The following is an 18,286-nucleotide window of genomic DNA, read 5'->3' on the forward strand; positions in this document are numbered from 1 at the left end:
ATATGAAAAGCGTTTCATATGACATTTCGCTTTGACCTGTTCCCGGTAGTCGCCGCGGACGACAATCCTCGCTCCAACGGCAAGGTGTTCCAACTGCTCAAGGCTGTGCGCGAGACGGGTTCCCTGCATCGCGCGGCGCGCGAGATCGGGTTGTCGTACCGGCACGCCTGGGGCGTGATGCGGTCTTGGGAGGAGATGCTTGGGCGCAGCATGCTCGACATGGAGCGTGGCCGGGGGGCGTCGCTGACGCTGTTTGGCGAGCGCTTGCTGCGTGCGGAGGGGCGCTTGCGCGATTCGATCGACCCGGTCGTGCAGAAGGCCATGATCGATTTCCTGGCGGACCTGGACGACGCGGCCCAGCCGCAGACCCGCATCCGCTTCTCCGGCAGCCATGATCCGGCCATGGAGGTCCTGGCGGGGGCGCTGCACGACGCGCCGGGCGGCCTGCAGCTCGACACCGTGTTCTGCGGCAGCGTGGAGGGCCTGATCTGCCTGCAGGAGCGGCAGTCCGAGCTGGCTGGCTTCTACGTCTCGCCGATCCAGAAGGCTGGCTCCGTGGCCCACGTGACGCTGCGCAAATGGCTGCGTCCGGCCGCCGTGCGCTTGATCCGGCTGGCCTGGCGCGAGCAGGGCCTGATCGTCGCGCGCGAGCTCGCGGGCGAGATCCACGGCCTGCGCGACCTGGCCCGTACCCGCGCCCGCTTCGTCAACCGCCAGCGCAGTTCCGGCACGCGCATGCTGTTCGACCAGTTGCTGGCCACCGAGGGGCTCTTCCCGGACCAGATCGTCGGCTACGAAACCCCCGAGTTCAGCAACGAGAAGGTGGCGGAAGCGGTGCACGCCGGCCATGCCGAGGTGGGGTTCGGCCTGCGCATGAATGCCGAGGCCCATGGGCTGGCCTTTGTGCCGCTGACGCGCGAGGCCTACTTCCTGGCGCTGCGCAAGAATGACCAGATCACGCCCTGGGCGCATGGCTTGCTTGCGCATCTGGCCGACCCGGCCTTCCGGCGCCGCATCGAGGCGCTTCCCGGCTACGCCATGGCCGAGCCCGATGGCATCCTGACGCCGCAGGAGGCACTTCCCTGGTATGGCCCCGACGGCAAGGAAGGCGGCTGACGCCGGCCGTGGGGGAGGGTGGGAACCCGGCTGTTTGAGCGCGCGCGTATTACACTGGTTGTATAGGCGGGGCTGCATGCCCGCCAGACAGACCCAGCAAGGAGCGCCATGCTAGAAACGGCCGCGTTGGCCGCGGGCTTGTCCTGGACCAGCGGATTCCGCCTTTACCTGGCCGTGTTCACGGCTGGCGCACTGGGCCGCCTGGGCTGGCTGCACCTGCCGCCCGGCCTGCAGGCGCTGGAATCGTGGTGGGTGATCGCGCTGGCCGCGGTGCTGGCCCTGGCCGAATTCGTGGCTGACAAGGTGCCGGGCTTCGATTCCTTCTGGGACAGCATCCAGACCTTTATCCGCATCCCCGCCGGCGCGATCCTGGCCGCCGCCGCCTTCGGGCAGCTCGATCCGCAATGGATGGTCGCCGCCGGGCTGATCGGGGGCACACTGGCCGGCACTGCCCATGCCGCCAAGGCTGGCACCCGCGCCCTGATCAACGTCTCGCCGGAACCGTTTTCGAATTGGGCTGCCTCACTGAGCGAGGACGTTGCCGCCAGCAGCGGGCTGCTGCTGGCTTTCTTCCTGCCCGTGGTGTTCCTGGTGGTGCTGGCCGTGCTGCTGCTGGTGGCGGCGTGGCTGCTGCCCAAGCTGTGGCGCGGCTTGCGCCATTTGCGTGACGCGTTGGCCAAGCGTGCTCCGGCGGCCTCGCCGGCGGGGCGTCAGCCCCGGCGCTGAGTGGCGGGATCGACCCTCGCTTTGCCCAATCCGGCCATAATCTGGCCCTGGTCCGGCGGATGCGCGCCGGGATCCACCCGCTGGTGTCCTGCCGCCGCGTCAATTGCGGCCTGCGGCCTGCCCGGCTGGCCGCCACCATGCATGTGCACGGACAAGAGATTAGAGATAAGAGATCAATGTCTTCAGAACCCGCCTCCCAGCACGTTCCCGCAGCAGCCACCGCAGCCGCAGCCACCGCAGCAACCACCACCATGGCCCTGGCATCGTCCGGCGCCCGCCCGACGCGCTTCTCGCCATGGCGCCAGGCTTTGCGCATGGCGCGGCGCGATTGGCGCGCCGGCGAGCTGAGCCTGTTGCTGTTCGCGCTGGTGCTGGCCGTGGCGGCGCTCAGCAGCGTGGGCTTTCTGGCTGACCGCATGCGCCTGGGGCTGGAGCGCGACGCGCGCCAGATGATCGCGGCCGATGTGCTGATCGTGTCCGACCAGCCGTTCGATGCCGTCTTCGCCAGACACGCCGCGCAGGCGGGCCTGGCCACCACGCAGACGGTCACCTTCCCGAGCATGGCGAGCGCGCACGCGCCGGGCAAGGCCGCCACAACGCAAGGGCAAGGGGCGGCTAGCGGGGCTCAGGCCGATGCCCCTTCGCAACTTTCGCAACTGGCTGCGCTCAAGGCGGTTGCCCCTGGCTATCCGCTGCGCGGGCAGCTCAAGGTGGCGGCCGGGCCCGGGGCGCCGGAAGCCGCCGCCACCGGCATTCCCGCCGAGGGGACCGTCTGGGTGGACGAGGCCTTGCTGGACTCGCTTGGTGTCGCCATGGGCGACACCATCCAGCTGGGCAGCCGCGCCTTTCGCATCGACCGCATCCTCACGCAGGAACTGGATCGCGGCGCCGGCTTCATGAATTTCGCACCGCGCGTGATGCTGCCGCTGTCTGACCTGGCCGCCACGGGGCTGGTGGGCTGGGGCAGCCGGGTCTCCTACCGCCTGCTCGTGGCCGGCCCCGATGCCGCCGCGCAGGCCTACCAGAAGTGGGCCGAGGCCGAGATCGACAAGCGCGCGCTGCGCAACACCCGGGTCGAGTCGCTGGAATCCGGCCAGCCGCAGATGCGCGCCACGCTGGACCGCGCCGAGCGTTTCCTGTCGCTGGTGGCGGTGCTGTCGTCGATGATCGCCGCGGTAGCCATCGCCATGTCGGCGCGCCGCTACATGCAGCGCCACACCGATGCCTGCGCTGTCTACAAGTGCATGGGCCTGTCGCGCCGCGAGATCCTGCTGGCTTTCGGGCTGGAGTTCCTGCTGCTGGGCGTGGGCGGCGCGGTGGCCGGCGTGGCGCTCGGCTACCTGGCGCACTACGGCCTGCTGCTCTCGCTGGGTAACCTGCTGACGGTGACGCTGCCGCAGCCTTCCGTCTTGCCGGCCGTGGTTGGGGTGCTGGCTGGCGTCGTCCTGCTGGCGGGTTTTGCCTTGCCGCCGCTGCTGGCGCTGACCCGGGTGCCGCCGCTGCGCGTGCTGCGGCGTGACGTCGGCGCGCCGCCGGTCTCGACCTGGGTCGCCTACGGGCTCGGCCTGGGCGCCTTCGTGGCGCTGCTGCTGGTGGCCGCGCGTGATCTCAAGCTGGGGCTGACCACCGCGGGCGGCTTTGTCGCCGCCGGCGTCGTGTTCGCGCTGCTGGCCCTGGGCCTGCTAAGCCTGCTGTCGCGGCTGATGCGTGGCGGGCGCCTGGCGCGCGGCAGCGTGGGCTGGCGCTTTGCGCTGGCGGTGCTGGAGCGCCGCCGCGGCGTGACGGTGCTGCAGACGGTGGCGCTGGCGGTGGGCCTGATGGCGCTGCTGCTGCTCGGCATGACCCGCAACGACCTGATCGCCTCCTGGCGCAACGCCACGCCGGCGGACGCGCCCAACCGCTTCGTCATCAATATCCAGCCGGACCAGCGCGCACCGCTGACCGGCATGCTGCAGCACGCCGGCATCGCCGACCTGCTGTACCCAATGGTGCGCGGCCGCCTGACGCATATCGCCGGCCAGCAGGTGCGCGCCGAGCGCTTTGCCGATGGCCGCGCCCGCAACCTGGTCGAGCGCGAGTTCAACCTGTCCTATACCGACGCGCTGCCGGCCGGCAACCGCGTGGTGGCGGGCAACTGGCTCGGCGCCGGGAAGGGCGGGGCCGGGGCCTCGGTGGAGGAGGGCATCGCCAAGACGCTGGGGATCCGCCTCGGGGACACCTTGCGCTTCGATGTGGCGGGGCAGTCGGTGGAGGCGCCGGTCACCTCGCTGCGCAAGCTGGACTGGGGCTCGATGCGGGTCAATTTCTTCGTCATCCTGCCGCCCTCGGCCATGCAAGGCTTGCCGCAAACCTATATCACCGCCTTCCACCTGCCGCCCGCGCAAGCCGCGCTGGGCAACCGCATGGTGGCGGCTTTCCCGAACATCACGGTGGTCAACACCGACATGATCCTGCGCCAGATCCAGGACGTGCTCGACCAGGTCATCGCCGCCGTCGAGTTCCTGTTCGTGTTCACGCTCGCGGCCGGCGTCACCGTGCTCTACGCGGCGCTGTCCGGCGCGCGCGACGAGCGCAAGCGCGATGCCGGGCTGCTCAAGGCGCTGGGCGCCTCCGCTGCGGTGGTGCGGCAGACCCAGTACGCGGAGTTCCTGGTGGTGGGCGGGCTGGCAGGCCTGCTGGCCAGCCTGGGCGCGATCGCGGTGGGCTGGGGCTTGTCGCAGTTCGTGTTCGATTTCCCCTACCGCTTCAACGGCTGGATCGTGCCGGCCGGTGTGCTTTCTGGCATGCTGTGCGCTTTCGCGGGCGGCTGGCTGGGCTTGCGCGAGGTGCTGCGGCAGCCCGCGCTGGCCACGCTGCGTGACGAGTGAAGCGTGAAGCGTGATACCACCTGAAGCCTGAACCATCTCTGAGTGTTTATGAGTACCGATTCCAAGCCTGAAAATGCGGCATCCACGGCATCCGATGCCGCCCCCGAAGTCACCGCCTATGCACTGATCGGCGGCGAGGCGCGCGTGCGCGAACTGGTTGACCGTTTCTATGACCTGATGGATCTGGAGGCCGAGTTCAAGGGCCTGCGTGCGCTGCATCCCGCCTCGCTCGACGGCTCGCGCGACAAGCTGTTCTGGTTCCTGTGCGGCTGGCTGGGCGGCCCCAACCACTTCATCGAGCGCTTTGGCCACCCGCGCCTGCGCGCGCGCCACATGCCGTTCGAGATCGGCACCAGCGAGCGCGACCAGTGGATGCGCTGCATGGCGCTGGCCATGCAGGACGTCGGCCTGCCCGAGGACCTGCAATTGCGCCTGATGCAGGCCTTTTTCGGCACCGCCGACTGGATGCGCAATGTGCCGCGTTGATGGCCAAGGCCACCTGACCCGCCATGGATGCCGGCCTCATGGCTGACGCGCATCCCAACCCCGCCGCGGACCTGCCTGCCGACGCCCGGCGCGTACTCGATTTCTGGTTCGGCACGCCTGGCTCGCCGGCATGGAACACAACACGCTCGGTGTGGTTCACCAAGTCCGCTGATTTCGACGCCACGGTCCGCGCTGCCTTCCTGCCACTGTGGGAAGCCACGCACGCGGGCGCGAACGCGAGCTGGGCGCAAAGCCCCGAATGCGCCTGCGCGCGCATCGTGCTGCTCGACCAGGTGCCGCGCAATGTCTTTCGCGACGGCCCGCGCAGCTTTGCCTCCGATGCGCAGGCGCTGGCAACAGCCCGGCAGATGGTGGCGAGCGGCGACGACCGCCTGCTGCCCACGGCATTCCACCGCATGTTCTGCTACATGCCGTTCGAGCATTCTGAAGCGCTAGCCGACCAGAACACGGCCGTGCAGCTGATGACGGCGCTGCGCGACCAAAGCCAGGGCGAGGTGGACGTGGTGGACTGGGCGCTCAAGCACCGCGCGGTGATCGAGCGTTTCGGGCGCTTCCCGCATCGCAACGCCATATTGGGGCGCAGGGATACGGCGCAGGAGAGCGCCTTCCTGCGGGAGCCCGGCTCGTCGTTCTGAGCCGGGCTCGCCGGACGCAGGAGGCCGGGGCGTAGCAGGCCAGCGTAGCGCAGCCGCTATCGCTATCGCGCCACGGGGAGCACCATCAGGTCTCCTCGCGTTTCTCCTGCCACTTGTCCACCAGCAAGCGCGGCGCGTTGGCGAGCTTGTCGAGGATGCCTTCGGGCGTAGGCGCCACATGCAGCAGGTCGTTGTGGACCTGCTTCAGGAAGCCTTCGTCCACGGCGTGCTGCATGAAGCCCAGCATGCTGTCGTAGAAGCCTTCCACATTGAGCAGTCCCACGGGCTTGGCGTGATAGCCCAGCTGCAGCCAGGTGAAGGTCTCGAACAGTTCCTCGAAGGTGCCGACGCCGCCCGGCATGGCGATGAATGCATCGGCGCGGTCTGCCATCATCTGCTTGCGCTCGTGCATGTTGCGCACCACGTGCAGCTCGGTCAGGCCGCGATGGCCGACTTCCTTTTGCATCAGCGCATCGGGAATGATGCCGATGGCGGTGCCGCCGTTAGCCAGCACGGCGTCGGCCACGGTGCCCATCAGCCCGACCTTGCCCCCGCCGTACACCAGTGCAAGGCCGCGCTCGGCCAGGGTCTTGCCCATGGCGCGCGCCGCGGCGGCGTACTCGGGGCGATTGCCGGGGCTGGAGCCGCAATAGATGCAAACGGACTTCACTTTTGCTCCTTTTCTGTTTGCGCCGCCTTGGCGGCGGCGTATTCCTGGGCTTGCTTGTCGAATGCCTGGCGGGCCTTGCCGCGCAGGTAAGGGGCCAGGATCGAGAAGATATGGTAGCTGGCGCCGTGCAGGTAGCCGCGGATCAATTCGGGGTCGTTGTACTGGCGCGGATGCTGCACGAACTGGAACGACAGCCAGTAGGTGGCGATCACCACGATATTGGTGCAGATGGCCTCGACCTGCTCGGCTGTGGCCTCCATCTCGCCGTCTTCCTGGAACTGCCGGCAGATCTCCATCGCAAAGCGCTTCTTCTGCTCGACGATGCGCTTGAAATTGGTTTCAAGCATGCGGTTGCGCGCCAGCAGATCATTGATGTCGCGGTACAGGAAGCGGTAGTTCCACAGGAACTCCGCCATGTACTGCAGGTAGCACCAGCTTTCGTCCAGCGTGGCCTTGTGATCGTCGGGCAACTTCAGGCGGCGCTCCATCTCCTGCTCGAACAGCACGAAGATGGAACTGATGATGTCGTCCTTGTTGCGGAAGTGATAGTAGAGATTGCCGGGGCTGATCTCCATGGCTTCCGCAATGGTGGTGGTGGTGACGTTGGGCTCGCCCACCTCGTTGAACAGGCGGAGCGAGACGTCCAGGATGCGGTCCCGGGTGCGGCGGGGACCGGCTTGCTGTTTGGGTTCCATAGGCGACCGGGCGAGCGGCAATTCGGTGAGTTGAAGGCGATTATAAGCAATCGCCGTTTGCCGCAAGGCCGCAAGCGCCTTTGGCCCCGTCCGCGCGCCGCCGTGCCGGGCTTGCGCCGGGCCTGTGCCGCTAGCCTGTCAGGCCGCCAGCGTGCGCAGCCAGGCCATCACGATCGGCCCCGCGATGGCCAGCCAGGTGCCGCCGCACAGCACCAGCGCCAGCATGACCGCCGCGCTGCCGAAGTCCTTGGCGCGCTTGGACAGGCTGTGCCGCTCCAGCGAGATCCGGTCGACCGCGGCCTCCACGCTGGAGTTGAGCAATTCCACGATTAGCACCAGCAGCAGGGTGCCCAGCAGCAGGATGCGCTCGACGATGCCGACCGGCAGCAGCAAGGCGCAGGGCGTCAGGATGACCACCAGCGTCAGCTCCTGGCGAAACGCGCTTTCTTCCAGCACCGCGTAGCGCAGGCCGGACACCGAGTTGATGCCGGCATGCCAGGCCCGCGCCAGGCCGCGGTTGCCCTTGTGGGGGTTTTGCTCAATCGTGTAGTCGCTGTTCGGCGAGTCCGGTGCCGGGGCCGGTGCCGGTGCTGAGGTGACGGTCTGCGGTGCCGGCGGGCGGTGCGGTTCGGACGGTGGGCGATGCGGTGGGCGATGCGGAGTCGGCATGTTCGGAAGAGGGGCGAGCAGTGGTGCCGGTCGTGCCGTTGGGAGTCGCGCGTACGGCCGGCAGCGGCTGCAGGTGAGTCAGGAACTGCTCGGAGGCGGCGCGCCACGAGAACCGTTCGGCATGGGCGCGAGCGGTGGCGCGGTCGATGCGCAGCGCTTCCAGGCAAGCTTCACGCAAATCTTCGTGCATCACCCCGGCGTCGCTCTGGCCGAGCACATCGATCGGCCCGGTCACCGGATAGGCCGCCACCGGCAGCCCGCTGGCCAGGGCTTCGAGCAGCACCAGCCCGAACGTATCGGTGCGGCTGGGGAATACGAAGACGTCGGCCGAAGCATACACCTTGGCCAGCTCCGGCTGGGTCAGTACGCCCAGGTAGTTGGCCGCCGGATAGCGCGCGCGCAGCGATGCCAGCGCCGGCCCGTCGCCCACTACCCACTTGGAGCCGGGCAGGTCCAGCGCGAGGAAGGCTTCTACGTTTTTTTCCACGGCGACGCGCCCCACGTAGAGAAAGATCGGGTGCGCCGTGTTGAGCACGTTGGCCTGCTGGGTGGTGAAGACATCGAGGTCGACGCCGCGGGTCCACAGCACGCCGTGGGTGATGCCAAAGCGATGCAGGTCCTGCAGCACCACCGGCGTGGGCGCCATCACGGCGCGCGCCGGGCCGTGGAACCAGCGCAGGAAGCGGTAGGTCCAGGCAAGCGGAATGCCGAAGCGTGCCTGCACGTACTCCGGAAAACGCGTGTGGTACGCGGTGGTGAACGGAAACTGCTCGCGGATCGCATAGCGGCGCGCAGCCAGCCCGAGCGGGCCTTCCGTGGCGATATGCAGCGCGTCCGGCGCGAAGGCGCGGATGCGCTCGCGGACCTTGGCGCCGGCGAACAGGGACAGTGCGATCTCCGGATAGGTCGGGCAGGGAATGGTGGTGAATTCCTGCGGCGTGATCAGCTCCACCGTGTGCCCCATCGCGATCAGTTCGCGGCGGGTGGACTTGAGCGTGCGCACCACGCCATTGACCTGCGGCTCCCAGGCATCGGTGACGATCAGGATCTTCATAGCAGCTCCTTGCGGCCAGGCCGCGTGGGTGGCCGGCCTCGGCGAGGCCACGGCCAACCCGTTGTACGGATGGCGGCGTGTGGGGCGGGTGCCGCGCTCAAGTCTCGTCAGGCCGTGGCGACGGCGCGGCGCCCAGCCGTGGCCGGCGCATCGAGCAGGGTGGTCCAGTAGACGATCTGCAATTCGCCGTCCTGCGTCTCCACCAGGGCGGAGAGGCTCTCCACCCAGTCGCCGTCGTTGCAGTAGAGCTGGCCGTCGACCTCGCGGATCTCGGCCTTGTGGATATGGCCGCAGATCACGCCATCGCAGCCGCGCCGGCGCGCCTCGTCCACCATCGCCTGCTCGAACGAATTGATGTAGTTGACCGCGTTCTTGACCTGGTGCTTCAGGTATTGCGACAGCGACCAGTAGGGAAAGCCCAGGCGCGCGCGGATGCGGTTGAAGTGCCGGTTGATGGCTAGGATCAGGGTGTAGAGCGAGTCGCCCAGGTAAGCCAGCCAGCGCGCGTGCTGCACCACGCCGTCGAACAGGTCGCCGTGCACCACCCACAGGCGCTTGCCCGCGGCGGTGACGTGGACGGCATCCTCGCGCACCGTGATATCGCCGAAGGCGAGGCCGTCGAACTGGCGCGCCACCTCATCGTGGTTGCCCGGCACGTAGATCACCTCGGTGCCCTTGCGCGCCTTGCGCAGCAGCTTCTGCACCACATCGTTGTGGCTCTGTGGCCAGTACCAGCCGCGGCGCAGCTGCCAGCCATCGATGATGTCGCCGACCAGGTAGAGCTGGTCCGATTCATTGTGCTTGAGGAAGTCGAGCAGGTAGTCGGCCTGGCAGCCGGCCGTGCCGAGGTGGATGTCGGACAGCCAGATGGCGCGGTAGTGGCGGGTGGGATGGGACGGATGGGGGGGCTGGGTGGTGGCTTCGGGGGGCGGGGCGCTGGCGGGAGAGGTGGCGCAACGCCCGGGAGGCCGTTGCTGCAAGTCGCTGGCCGGTGGCATGAAGGCGGCCAGTGCGGCAGGCAATGACATGGGCCGCGGCAGGGATTGCGACTCGGCGGTGCGGCTGCGCAGCAGTTGCGTGGCCTTGGCCAGATGTCCGCGGGCAGAACGAAGAGCTTGAACCATGGCGGCCTCGGTAGCGACGATGGCTGCATTGGGCCAGCGGCGCGTGACGAAGCCGTTAAGGAAACATGAACGTCATATGACTGTTGTGGGGAAGTTGGCTATTGCGTGGCTACTGCGTCGCTATCGCGTGGCTGGGGGGCTTTCAGCGGCTGGCGCTGTTGGCTCCTCAGGCCGCCGGCGCCACCGCTGACAACTGCGCCAGCGCCCGCAACACAGCCTGCGTGGCCACCGGATGCCGCAGCAGGCTGACATGCCCGATGCCGCTAAGCGCCACATGATGCGCTCCCTCCATCCAGGAGGTCCCCAGCGGGCCGGCAATCGAATCATGCCAACTGAAGATCGACACCAGGGCAGCGCGCTGGCGCGACGTTTCGCGCGCTGCCAGCGCGCGCAGCCAGGCGCTGGCGCAGCGCATCTGGCGGGAATTGAAGCCCCTGCCATAGCGGGCCAGCACGCAGCCGTGATGCGGCGTGCCCAGCGTGACGATGCCGCGGCAGGGCGGGGGCTTGCCGCGTCCCGCCAGCGCCGCGCGCGCGGCCAGGCCGCCCATGCTATGGCAGAGCAGCAGCGGCGGCTGGCCGGTGGTGGCGGCGATGCGCGCGATGGCAGCGCGTATTTCGAGGGCGTATTGGTCGATGTCGCCAAACACCGGGTCCAGGTCGATCGCCTCGCAGTGGTAGCCGGCCGCCGCCAGGGCAGGCTGCATGTCGAGCCAGACGGCGTGGTTGCAGCCATAGCCGTGCACCAGCAGCAGCGGCGGGCACGAGCCCGGGGCTTTGGCCGGGCGCAAGCGGCGGTGCGAGCAGAAGGGCTGCAGCCAGTTGAACATCCGGAACACGGCGGCGTATTCACGCAAGTAGCAGCCCAGCGCCTGCCATGGCGTCAACCGGGCTGGCCGCATGGCCAGCAGGGCGGGAGGGATGGGGGGGCGCGTCGCCTCGGGCTCGCCCAGGCCGAACAGCGTAAAGGCAAAGGCGCCGGCAACAGACAGCCCCAATATCGCCAGCACCACGCCAATGCCGGCCAGTAGGCCAACGGCGAGGGGCCACCCATGCAGAGCGTTGAGTTCAGCGGCGCAGCCTAGCGCCACGGCGGCCTGCAATGCCACCGCGATGCGGCGCAAGGCGGCAGCCGACAGGTTCATGGCTTGGGCGGGCGCAGGTCGGCCAGGCGGGTGCGGGCCAGGCGGTCATGCAGGAACTGCCGCCTCGGGTCGAGCAGAGCCAGCAGGATCCAAGCCAGCAGGCCAGCGCACAGTACGCCGACGAACGGGCCCTTGACCAGGCCGAGCGCGTGCCCGAGCGCCGCCGAAGGCGGCAGCCACAGCCATGCCAGCAGGTAGCGCAGCGTGGCCTGTGGCCAGCGCGGGGGCACGCCCGCGGCCGTCTCGACCCGCATGCGCCAGGTCTGCATGGCGAGCGTCTGTCCGTTGCGCTGCCAGAACCAGACGAAGTAGCAGCCCAGTATCAGGAAGCTCCAGCACTGCATCGTGAACGGGCCGTCCAGCCCAAGCTGTTGCAACGTCGGGCGCGCCAGCAGATAGACCCCCGTCGAGGCGCTGAGCACGCCGAACAGCAATACGCCTTCGTACAGCATGCAGGCGATGCGGCGGCGGATCGTCGGTGCCTCGGCCGGGCGCACGGGACTGGCCGGCGCGCCTGATGCGGCCGGCTTGGCGTTGGGTTTGGGCGTGGTCACGGCGGGCATGGCGATAAGGCGATAAGGCAATCAGGCGGTAGGGCCGGCACGCCGGAGGAAGGCAAGGCCGGGCCGCGAGAGCCGGGCCGCGAGGCAGCAAGCGAGCACGGCCGGGCCGGCGCAAGCGGCATTATGCCAAAGCACGGTTGGGGCGGGTAGCTTGCGTGGGAGGGCGCGGGGGCGAGCCAACCGGGCAACCGCGCGGCGGCTCAGCGGCGCACCGCCTCGTCAGGGTTGGCGGTAGCGCCCGTGCTGCTGGCCGTGGCCTCGGTGGCCGCCTCGCGCGGCGTGTCCACGGTCGGCACCAGTGCGCCGGCAGCGGCGCCTGGCATGGCAGCTTGGGACTCCGCCGCCGGCGTGCCGGCAGCGGGCGGGCGGGCGCGCGCGGCGGCCGACGCGGTGCCGGGTGCCTTCTTTTCCAGGTGCAGTTGCCGGGTGGTCTCGGCTGGCAGGCGCTTGCCGGAGGGCAAGGCGCTGACCGCGCCGGGGCGGCGTGGCACTTTTTCGGCAGCCGCCAGGTTCTTTTTTTGCTCTTCCGGCAGTTGCTGGTACTTGTTCCAGGCCTCGGCCTTCTTCTGGGCGGGCAGCGAACGCGTGATCTGGTAGTTTTCGCGCGCCAGGCGGCGTTGCTGGGGCGTCATCTTGACCCATTCGGTCATGCGGGTCTGCAGCCGCGCCTGTTCCGCGGGCGAGAACTTCTCGTATCGTTCCGCGATCTGCAGCCATTTGCGCCGGTTGAGTTCGGGGAAATTGTTCCACTCGCCTGCCAGCGGCGCGAGCACGCGCTGCTGGACGGCATTGAGCTCGTTCCAGTTCGGGTGCGCATTGGCGAGGCTGGCCGCGGGCGCGCCGCCGGGGTGGCCGCCCTGAGCCTGGCAAGTGGCCGGAACCAGCGACCAGATCGCGGCGGTGGCGGCCAGGCCGGCCAGCAGCAAGGCCGCCAACCGCCGGCGCGGTGCGTCGGGGATGATGTCAGCGCCGGCCATGCCTACTGACCGCGCTTGAGGAACACGTGGAAGCCCTGATCCGCGTACGCCGTCGGCGGGAGGTCGTCGAGCAGCATCGCTGCGTCCACATCCGCCAGCTCATCGACGCGCTTTTGCTGCTGCCAGTGGTAGATGCCCGCCAGCCCGGCGGCCAGCGCCACCAGCGTCCATACCAGCCCAAGGCGGCGCAGCCAGGAACCTGCACGGTGGAGTGCCGAGTCGTCCTCGTCGAAAGAGAGCGAGGGCATCCCGGCCGAGGCCAGTTGCGGCACGGCGACGGCGGCATGCGCTTTCTTGCGAGACAGCGCAATCCGCCGCGCGGCGGCAAGCCGATCGGTCACATTGTCCGGCAACGCATTCGCAGAGGCATCTAGTGCCGTGCGGATATCGTGTGCCAGGCGGCGTTCGTTGATTTCTTTTTCGTTTCTGGTGCTCATAGTCGGACCCCCCGCGCTCGCAATGCCTGCGCCAGTGTGTGCGTGGCACGGGAACAGTGCGTCTTGACGCTGCCTTCGGAGCATCCCATGACAGCAGCCGTTTCCGCGACGTCCATATCCTCCCAGTAACGCATCAGGAAGGCTTCGCGTTGACGCGTCGGCAGGCGCTGGATCTCCTGTTCGATGATGTGCATGGTCTGGGCGCGTTCCACCTTGTCGGCGCTGCTTTCCGCTGATTCGGAGCCGATTTCGGCCTCGAAAGTGTCGAGCAGGTCATTATCCTCGCCTTCGCGGTCGTCGCGCAGGTTGGAAAACAGGGTGACCCAGGTATTGCGTACTTTCTGGCGGCGGAACCAGTCGTGAATGGTGTTTTGGAGTATGCGCTGGAACAGCGGCGCGAGTTCGGCGGCGCTCTTGTCGCCGTATTTTTCGGCGAGCTTGATCATCGCGTCCTGGACGATGTCCAGGGCGGCTTCGTCGTCGCGCACCGCAAACACGGCCTGTTTGAAGGCACGCCGCTCGACGCTGGCGAGAAAGTCGGATAGTTCCTGATCGGTTGCCATGCAGGCGGGGTACAGACGGTGGGGCCTTGGCCGGTGGAAGTGCAGGGTAGGGCTTCTTGCACGTCCAAAATGGTGGGATGCTAGCAAATAACCCCCCCGGTGACCATCCTTGTTCTCTTTTGTGGTCATTCAGGCTCAGCGCGCGGCGGCGGAGTCTGAAGGGTGACGGGATGCCCCCTCGCTTAAAAAAGCCCGTAGACAAGCCCGAATCAATCCAGTATCGTCGCGGGTTCACACGACATCAGTGGTTGTCTCATTCGGCCGCTTATGAGGCGGTCTATCATGCAGACGCGCACCGCTTGAACCCGTGCCACAAGCCCGGCAGAGAGCATCCGAACAATTTTTTGCCGAAAATTGCAAAGGACTAAAATGAACATGCCCAGCGCGGAATTCCACGCAGACAGCAATTCATCCGCCGCACCCGAAATGATCGGGGCGGAGATTCTCGTTCACGCACTTGCCGAAGAAGGCGTCGAGTACGTCTGGGGCTACCCCGGCGGCGCAGTGCTGTATATCTACGACGAGTTCTACAAGCAAAAGAAGATCGAGCACATCCTGGTGCGCCACGAGCAGGCCGCGGTTCATGCCGCAGACGGCTATGCGCGTGCGACCGGCAAGGTGGGCTGCGCCCTGGTGACCTCTGGTCCCGGCGTCACCAATGCGGTGACGGGCATTGCCACGGCCTACCTGGACTCGATCCCGATGGTGATCATCACCGGTAACGTGCCGACGCACGCTATCGGCCAGGATGCTTTCCAGGAATGCGACACGGTCGGCATCACCCGCCCCATCGTCAAGCACAACTTCCTGGTCAAGGACGTCCGCGATCTCGCCGCGACCATCAAGAAGGCGTTCTATATTGCCGCAACCGGCCGTCCCGGCCCCGTTGTCGTCGATATTCCCAAGGACGTCTCGCGCAATGCCTGCAAGTACGAGTATCCCAAGTCGATCGACATGCGCTCGTACAACCCGGTGAACAAGGGCCATTCGGGCCAGATCCGCAAGGCGCTCGCGCTGTTGCAGGGCGCCGAGCGGCCGTTCATCTATGCAGGCGGCGGTGTGGTGCTGGCCAACGCCAGCGAAGAGCTGCGCCAGCTTGCCGCGCTGACCGGCCATCCGGTCACCAACACGCTGATGGGCCTCGGCTCGTTCCCCGGCACCAGCAAGCAGTTCGTCGGCATGCTCGGCATGCACGGCACGTATGAAGCCAACATGGCCATGCAGAACTGCGACGTGCTGATCGCCATCGGGGCGCGTTTCGACGATCGCGTGATCGGCAACCCGGCGCACTTCACCTCGCAGCCGCGCAAGATCATCCATATCGACATCGATCCGTCTTCCATCTCGAAGCGGGTCAAGGTCGACATTCCCATCGTGGGCCATGTCAAGGATGTGCTGCAGGAGCTGATCTCCCAGCTGCAGGCCAGCGACGTCAAGCCCAAGCGCGAGGCCCTGGCCAAGTGGTGGGAACAGATCGAGCAATGGCGTTCGGTGGACTGCCTCAAGTACGACCGCAACTCCGAGATCATCAAGCCGCAGTACGTGGTTGAGAAGATCTGGGAGCTGACGCACGGCGATGCCTTCGTCTGCTCGGACGTGGGCCAGCACCAGATGTGGGCCGCGCAGTTCTACAAGTTCAACGAGCCGCGCCGCTGGATCAATTCCGGCGGCCTGGGCACGATGGGCGTGGGCTTGCCGTACGCGATGGGCATCAAGAAAGCCTTCCCCGAGAAGGAAGTGGTGACCATCACCGGCGAAGGCTCGATCCAGATGAACATCCAGGAGCTGTCGACCTGCCTGCAGTACGACACCCCGGTGAAGATCTGCGCACTCAACAACCGCTATCTCGGCATGGTGCGCCAGTGGCAGGAAATCGAGTACGACAACCGCTACTCGCATTCCTACATGGACGCGCTGCCCGACTTCGTCAAGCTGGCCGAGGCCTATGGCCATATCGGCATGCGCATCGAAAAGACGGCCGACGTCGAGCCCGCCCTGCGCGAAGCCTTCCGCCTGAAAGACCGTACCGTGTTCCTCGATTTCCAGACCGACCCGACTGAAAACGTGTGGCCGATGGTCCAGGCCGGCAAGGGCATCTCCGAGATGCTGCTCGGCGCGGAGGACCTGTAATGCGACATATCATTTCGGTCCTGCTGGAAAATGAACCGGGCGCGCTGTCGCGCGTGGTGGGCCTGTTCTCGGCGCGCGGCTACAACATCGAGACGCTGACGGTGGCCCCCACCGAAGACGCCTCGCTGTCGCGCATGACGATCGTCACCAGCGGTTCGGACGACATCATCGAGCAGATCACCAAGCACCTGAACCGCCTGGTGGAAGTGGTCAAGGTGGTGGACCTGACCGAAGGCGCACACATCGAGCGCGAGCTGATGCTCGTGAAGGTGCGCGCGGTCGGCAAGGAGCGCGAGGAAATGAAGCGCACCGCCGACATCTTCCGCGGCCGCATCATCGACGTCACCGAGAAGACCTACACCATCGAGCTGACCGGCAACGGCGGCAAGCTGGATGCCTTCCTGGACGCCATCGACCGCGCCGCCATCCTCGAGACCGTCCGTACCGGCGGCTCGGGCATTGGCCGCGGCGAGCGCATCCTGAAGGTCTGAGCCTGATTGCAGTATCCAAGGGCGGCGCCGGTGCCGGCACTAGCCGGGCGGTGGCCGCCAACCCGACACACGAAAACGAAAGACTGAAGGAACCATCATGAAAGTGTTTTACGACAAGGACGCCGACCTCTCCCTGATCAAGGGCAAGAACGTCACCATCATCGGCTACGGCTCGCAAGGCCACGCCCACGCGCAGAACCTGAACGACTCCGGCGTCAAGGTCACCGTTGGCCTGCGCAAGAGCGGCGCATCGTGGAACAAGGCCGTCAACGCCGGCCTGCAGGTCAAGGAAGTGGCTGACGCCGTCAAGGACGCCGACGTGGTCATGATCCTGCTGCCGGACGAGCAGATCGCCGACGTGTACAAGAACGAAGTGCACGACAACATCAAGCAAGGCGCCGCACTGGCCTTCGCCCACGGCTTCAACGTGCACTACGGTGCCGTGATCCCGCGCGCCGACCTCGACGTCATCATGATCGCGCCGAAGGCTCCGGGCCACACCGTGCGCTCGACCTACGCCCAAGGCGGCGGCGTGCCCCACCTGATCGCCGTGCACCAGGACAAGTCCGGCGCCGCCCGTGACATCGCCCTGTCGTACGCTACCGCCAACGGCGGCGGCCGCGCCGGCATCATCGAAACCAACTTCCGCGAAGAAACCGAAACCGACCTGTTCGGCGAGCAAGCCGTGCTGTGCGGCGGTACCGTCGAGCTGATCAAGGCTGGCTTCGAAACGCTGGTGGAAGCTGGCTACGCGCCGGAAATGGCCTACTTCGAGTGCCTGCACGAACTCAAGCTGATCGTCGACCTGATCTATGAAGGCGGCATCGCCAACATGAACTACTCGATCTCCAACAACGCCGAATACGGCGAATACGTCACCGGCCCGCGCGTCGTGACCGAGGAGACCAAGAAGGCCATGAAGCAATGCCTGACCGACATCCAGACCGGCGAGTACGCCAAGAGCTTCCTGCTCGAGAACAAGGCCGGCGCCCCGACCCTGATCTCGCGCCGCCGCCTGACCGCTGAGCACCAGATCGAAGAAGTGGGTGCCAAGCTGCGCGCGATGATGCCCTGGATCGCAAAGAACAAGCTGGTCGACCAGTCGAAGAACTAAGCTGTACTAGACAGCTCGACGGCCCGCCGCTCCTGACGGCGCGGGCCGCAGCCGTTCAGTGTTCCGCACAATTCCCCCTCTCGAGGGGTTATTCAGGCGGGGGCTGAACGGCTTTTTGTTATCCTTGTCAGACTTTATCCACCAAGTAAGCATTGCATGAACTATCCTCATCCGCTGATCGCCCGTGAAGGCTGGCCGTTCCTGGCTGGCGCCTTTGTCATCTCGCTGCTGGTGCAGGTCAGCGCTGGCTTCTGGTGGGCCTTTCCGCTGTGGATCATTACACTGTTCGTGCTGCAGTTCTTCCGTGATCCGCCGCGGTCCATTCCCGCCCAGCCGAACGCTGTCCTGGCGCCTGCCGATGGCCGCATCGTGGTGGTCGAGAAGACCATGGACCCGTACGCGGGCCGCGAGGCGCTGAAGATCAGCGTCTTCATGAACGTGTTCAACGTACACTCCAACCGCGTGTCCGTGGACGGCAAGGTCGAGAAGGTCGAGTATTTTCCCGGCAAGTTCGTCAACGCCGACCTCGACAAGGCTTCGCTCGAGAACGAACGCAACGCCGTGGTCATCCGCCGTGCCGCGGACGGCAAGGTGGTGACCCTGGTACAGGTGGCCGGCCTGGTGGCCCGCCGCATCCTCTGCTACACCCGCGTCGGCGAGACGCTGTCGCGCGGCCAGCGCTATGGCTTCATCCGCTTTGGCTCGCGTGTCGACGTCTACCTGCCGGTGGATGCGCGCCCGCGCGTGACCATCGGCGAGAAGGTGTCGGCCTCGTCGACCATCCTGGCTGAGCTGGATTAATCC

Annotated in this window: 19 protein-coding genes; 9 read left to right on the forward strand and 10 right to left on the reverse strand. The window is 66.9% G+C overall.

The annotated features are described in order from the left end of the window. Positions 1 to 18: 18 nt before the first annotated feature. The 5 genes from ACX12D_RS05710 to ACX12D_RS05730 all read left to right on the forward strand — a co-directional run bounded on the left by ACX12D_RS05710 (position 19) and on the right by ACX12D_RS05730 (position 5,851). Positions 19 to 1,116: a substrate-binding domain-containing protein gene (locus ACX12D_RS05710; RefSeq protein WP_459373246.1), complete on the forward strand. Its 1,098-nt coding sequence runs from the start codon at positions 19 to 21 to the stop codon at positions 1,114 to 1,116. A 108-nt stretch (positions 1,117 to 1,224) separates the two neighbouring features. After that, positions 1,225 to 1,842 carry a DUF4126 domain-containing protein gene (locus ACX12D_RS05715; RefSeq protein ID WP_441640633.1) on the forward strand — a complete coding sequence of 206 codons (618 nt, stop codon included), beginning with the start codon at positions 1,225 to 1,227 and terminating at the stop codon, positions 1,840 to 1,842. A gap of 251 nt (positions 1,843 to 2,093) precedes the next feature. Continuing rightward, a complete protein-coding gene (locus ACX12D_RS05720) occupies positions 2,094 to 4,709 on the forward strand; it encodes an ABC transporter permease (RefSeq protein WP_459373945.1) in 2,616 nt (871 codons plus the stop codon). Between the two features lie 48 nt (positions 4,710 to 4,757). Next, entirely contained in the window at positions 4,758 to 5,195 is a 438-nt protein-coding gene (locus ACX12D_RS05725; protein ID WP_459373247.1) for a group II truncated hemoglobin, read from the forward strand. Between the two features lie 38 nt (positions 5,196 to 5,233). Continuing rightward, complete coding sequence (locus tag ACX12D_RS05730) at positions 5,234 to 5,851, forward strand: DUF924 family protein (protein WP_459373248.1); 618 nt, start codon at positions 5,234 to 5,236, stop codon at positions 5,849 to 5,851. 85 nt (positions 5,852 to 5,936) lie between these two features. On the opposite strand, the gene ACX12D_RS05735 is transcribed toward ACX12D_RS05730, so the two are convergent. From ACX12D_RS05735 to ACX12D_RS05780, 10 genes are all read right to left on the reverse strand, one after another. Next, entirely contained in the window at positions 5,937 to 6,521 is a 585-nt protein-coding gene (locus ACX12D_RS05735; protein WP_459373249.1) for an LOG family protein, read from the reverse strand. Beyond that, entirely contained in the window at positions 6,518 to 7,216 is a 699-nt protein-coding gene (locus ACX12D_RS05740; RefSeq protein ID WP_459373250.1) for a TetR/AcrR family transcriptional regulator, read from the reverse strand. Before ACX12D_RS05740 ends, ACX12D_RS05735 begins: the two co-directional genes overlap by 4 nt. A 138-nt stretch (positions 7,217 to 7,354) precedes the next feature. Then, the gene (locus ACX12D_RS05745) at positions 7,355 to 7,759 is read right to left on the reverse strand and encodes a diacylglycerol kinase (protein WP_459373947.1); all 405 of its coding nucleotides are present in this window, start codon (positions 7,757 to 7,759) and stop codon (positions 7,355 to 7,357) included. Then, positions 7,755 to 8,939, reverse strand: coding sequence for a glycosyltransferase family 4 protein (locus ACX12D_RS05750; RefSeq protein WP_459373251.1), 1,185 nt, complete (start codon positions 8,937 to 8,939; stop codon positions 7,755 to 7,757). The genes ACX12D_RS05745 and ACX12D_RS05750 overlap by 5 nt, the downstream gene beginning before the upstream one ends. Before the next feature lie 107 nt (positions 8,940 to 9,046). After that, a complete protein-coding gene (locus tag ACX12D_RS05755; RefSeq protein WP_459373252.1) occupies positions 9,047 to 10,063 on the reverse strand; it encodes a metallophosphoesterase in 1,017 nt (338 codons plus the stop codon). Between the two features lie 166 nt (positions 10,064 to 10,229). After that, entirely contained in the window at positions 10,230 to 11,207 is a 978-nt protein-coding gene (locus ACX12D_RS05760; RefSeq protein WP_459373253.1) for an esterase/lipase family protein, read from the reverse strand. Then, on the reverse strand, positions 11,204 to 11,770 hold the full coding sequence (locus tag ACX12D_RS05765) for an RDD family protein (protein ID WP_459373254.1): 567 nt from the start codon (positions 11,768 to 11,770) through the stop codon (positions 11,204 to 11,206). The genes ACX12D_RS05760 and ACX12D_RS05765 overlap by 4 nt, the downstream gene beginning before the upstream one ends. Before the next feature lie 200 nt (positions 11,771 to 11,970). Then, on the reverse strand, positions 11,971 to 12,747 hold the full coding sequence (locus ACX12D_RS05770; RefSeq protein WP_459373255.1) for a DUF3106 domain-containing protein: 777 nt from the start codon (positions 12,745 to 12,747) through the stop codon (positions 11,971 to 11,973). A 2-nt stretch (positions 12,748 to 12,749) separates the two neighbouring features. After that, entirely contained in the window at positions 12,750 to 13,184 is a 435-nt protein-coding gene (locus ACX12D_RS05775) for a DUF3619 family protein (protein WP_459373256.1), read from the reverse strand. Continuing rightward, positions 13,181 to 13,747: an RNA polymerase sigma factor gene (locus ACX12D_RS05780; RefSeq protein ID WP_006156852.1), complete on the reverse strand. Its 567-nt coding sequence runs from the start codon at positions 13,745 to 13,747 to the stop codon at positions 13,181 to 13,183. The genes ACX12D_RS05775 and ACX12D_RS05780 overlap by 4 nt, the downstream gene beginning before the upstream one ends. Positions 13,748 to 14,116: 369 nt before the next feature. On the opposite strand from ACX12D_RS05780, the gene ACX12D_RS05785 reads away from it, so the two are divergent. The 4 genes from ACX12D_RS05785 to ACX12D_RS05800 all read left to right on the forward strand — a co-directional run bounded on the left by ACX12D_RS05785 (position 14,117) and on the right by ACX12D_RS05800 (position 18,283). Then, positions 14,117 to 15,877: an acetolactate synthase 3 catalytic subunit gene (locus ACX12D_RS05785; RefSeq protein ID WP_150983735.1), complete on the forward strand. Its 1,761-nt coding sequence runs from the start codon at positions 14,117 to 14,119 to the stop codon at positions 15,875 to 15,877. Further along, positions 15,877 to 16,368, forward strand: coding sequence for an acetolactate synthase small subunit (ilvN, locus tag ACX12D_RS05790; RefSeq protein ID WP_006156850.1), 492 nt, complete (start codon positions 15,877 to 15,879; stop codon positions 16,366 to 16,368). The genes ACX12D_RS05785 and ilvN overlap by 1 nt, the downstream gene beginning before the upstream one ends. Before the next feature lie 97 nt (positions 16,369 to 16,465). Further along, positions 16,466 to 17,482 (forward strand): ketol-acid reductoisomerase, encoded by a 1,017-nt coding sequence (ilvC, locus tag ACX12D_RS05795; protein WP_043344720.1) that lies wholly within the window; start codon positions 16,466 to 16,468, stop codon positions 17,480 to 17,482. Positions 17,483 to 17,638: 156 nt separating this feature from the next. Then, positions 17,639 to 18,283: a phosphatidylserine decarboxylase gene (locus tag ACX12D_RS05800; protein ID WP_459373257.1), complete on the forward strand. Its 645-nt coding sequence runs from the start codon at positions 17,639 to 17,641 to the stop codon at positions 18,281 to 18,283. Positions 18,284 to 18,286 lie beyond the last annotated feature (3 nt).

This window comes from Cupriavidus sp. PET2-C1 (assembly GCF_054515855.1).

Excerpts from the sequence above, each read along its gene's own strand:
- ACX12D_RS05800 (WP_459373257.1), top strand. The coding sequence starts at position 17,639 with ATGAACTATCCTCATCCGCTGATCGCCCGTGAAGGCTGGCCGTTCCTG.
- ACX12D_RS05715 (WP_441640633.1), top strand. The coding sequence starts at position 1,225 with ATGCTAGAAACGGCCGCGTTGGCCGCGGGCTTGTCCTGGACCAGCGGA.
- ACX12D_RS05770 (WP_459373255.1), bottom strand. The coding sequence starts at position 12,747 with ATGGCCGGCGCTGACATCATCCCCGACGCACCGCGCCGGCGGTTGGCG.
- ACX12D_RS05780 (WP_006156852.1), bottom strand. The coding sequence starts at position 13,747 with ATGGCAACCGATCAGGAACTATCCGACTTTCTCGCCAGCGTCGAGCGG.
- ACX12D_RS05720 (WP_459373945.1), top strand. The coding sequence starts at position 2,094 with ATGGCCCTGGCATCGTCCGGCGCCCGCCCGACGCGCTTCTCGCCATGG.
- ilvC (WP_043344720.1), top strand. The coding sequence starts at position 16,466 with ATGAAAGTGTTTTACGACAAGGACGCCGACCTCTCCCTGATCAAGGGC.
- ACX12D_RS05765 (WP_459373254.1), bottom strand. The coding sequence starts at position 11,770 with ATGCCCGCCGTGACCACGCCCAAACCCAACGCCAAGCCGGCCGCATCA.
- ACX12D_RS05775 (WP_459373256.1), bottom strand. The coding sequence starts at position 13,184 with ATGAGCACCAGAAACGAAAAAGAAATCAACGAACGCCGCCTGGCACAC.
- ACX12D_RS05760 (WP_459373253.1), bottom strand. The coding sequence starts at position 11,207 with ATGAACCTGTCGGCTGCCGCCTTGCGCCGCATCGCGGTGGCATTGCAG.
- ACX12D_RS05725 (WP_459373247.1), top strand. The coding sequence starts at position 4,758 with ATGAGTACCGATTCCAAGCCTGAAAATGCGGCATCCACGGCATCCGAT.
- ilvN (WP_006156850.1), top strand. The coding sequence starts at position 15,877 with ATGCGACATATCATTTCGGTCCTGCTGGAAAATGAACCGGGCGCGCTG.
- ACX12D_RS05755 (WP_459373252.1), bottom strand. The coding sequence starts at position 10,063 with ATGGTTCAAGCTCTTCGTTCTGCCCGCGGACATCTGGCCAAGGCCACG.
- ACX12D_RS05750 (WP_459373251.1), bottom strand. The coding sequence starts at position 8,939 with ATGAAGATCCTGATCGTCACCGATGCCTGGGAGCCGCAGGTCAATGGC.
- ACX12D_RS05730 (WP_459373248.1), top strand. The coding sequence starts at position 5,234 with ATGGCTGACGCGCATCCCAACCCCGCCGCGGACCTGCCTGCCGACGCC.
- ACX12D_RS05785 (WP_150983735.1), top strand. The coding sequence starts at position 14,117 with ATGAACATGCCCAGCGCGGAATTCCACGCAGACAGCAATTCATCCGCC.
- ACX12D_RS05740 (WP_459373250.1), bottom strand. The coding sequence starts at position 7,216 with ATGGAACCCAAACAGCAAGCCGGTCCCCGCCGCACCCGGGACCGCATC.
- ACX12D_RS05710 (WP_459373246.1), top strand. The coding sequence starts at position 19 with ATGACATTTCGCTTTGACCTGTTCCCGGTAGTCGCCGCGGACGACAAT.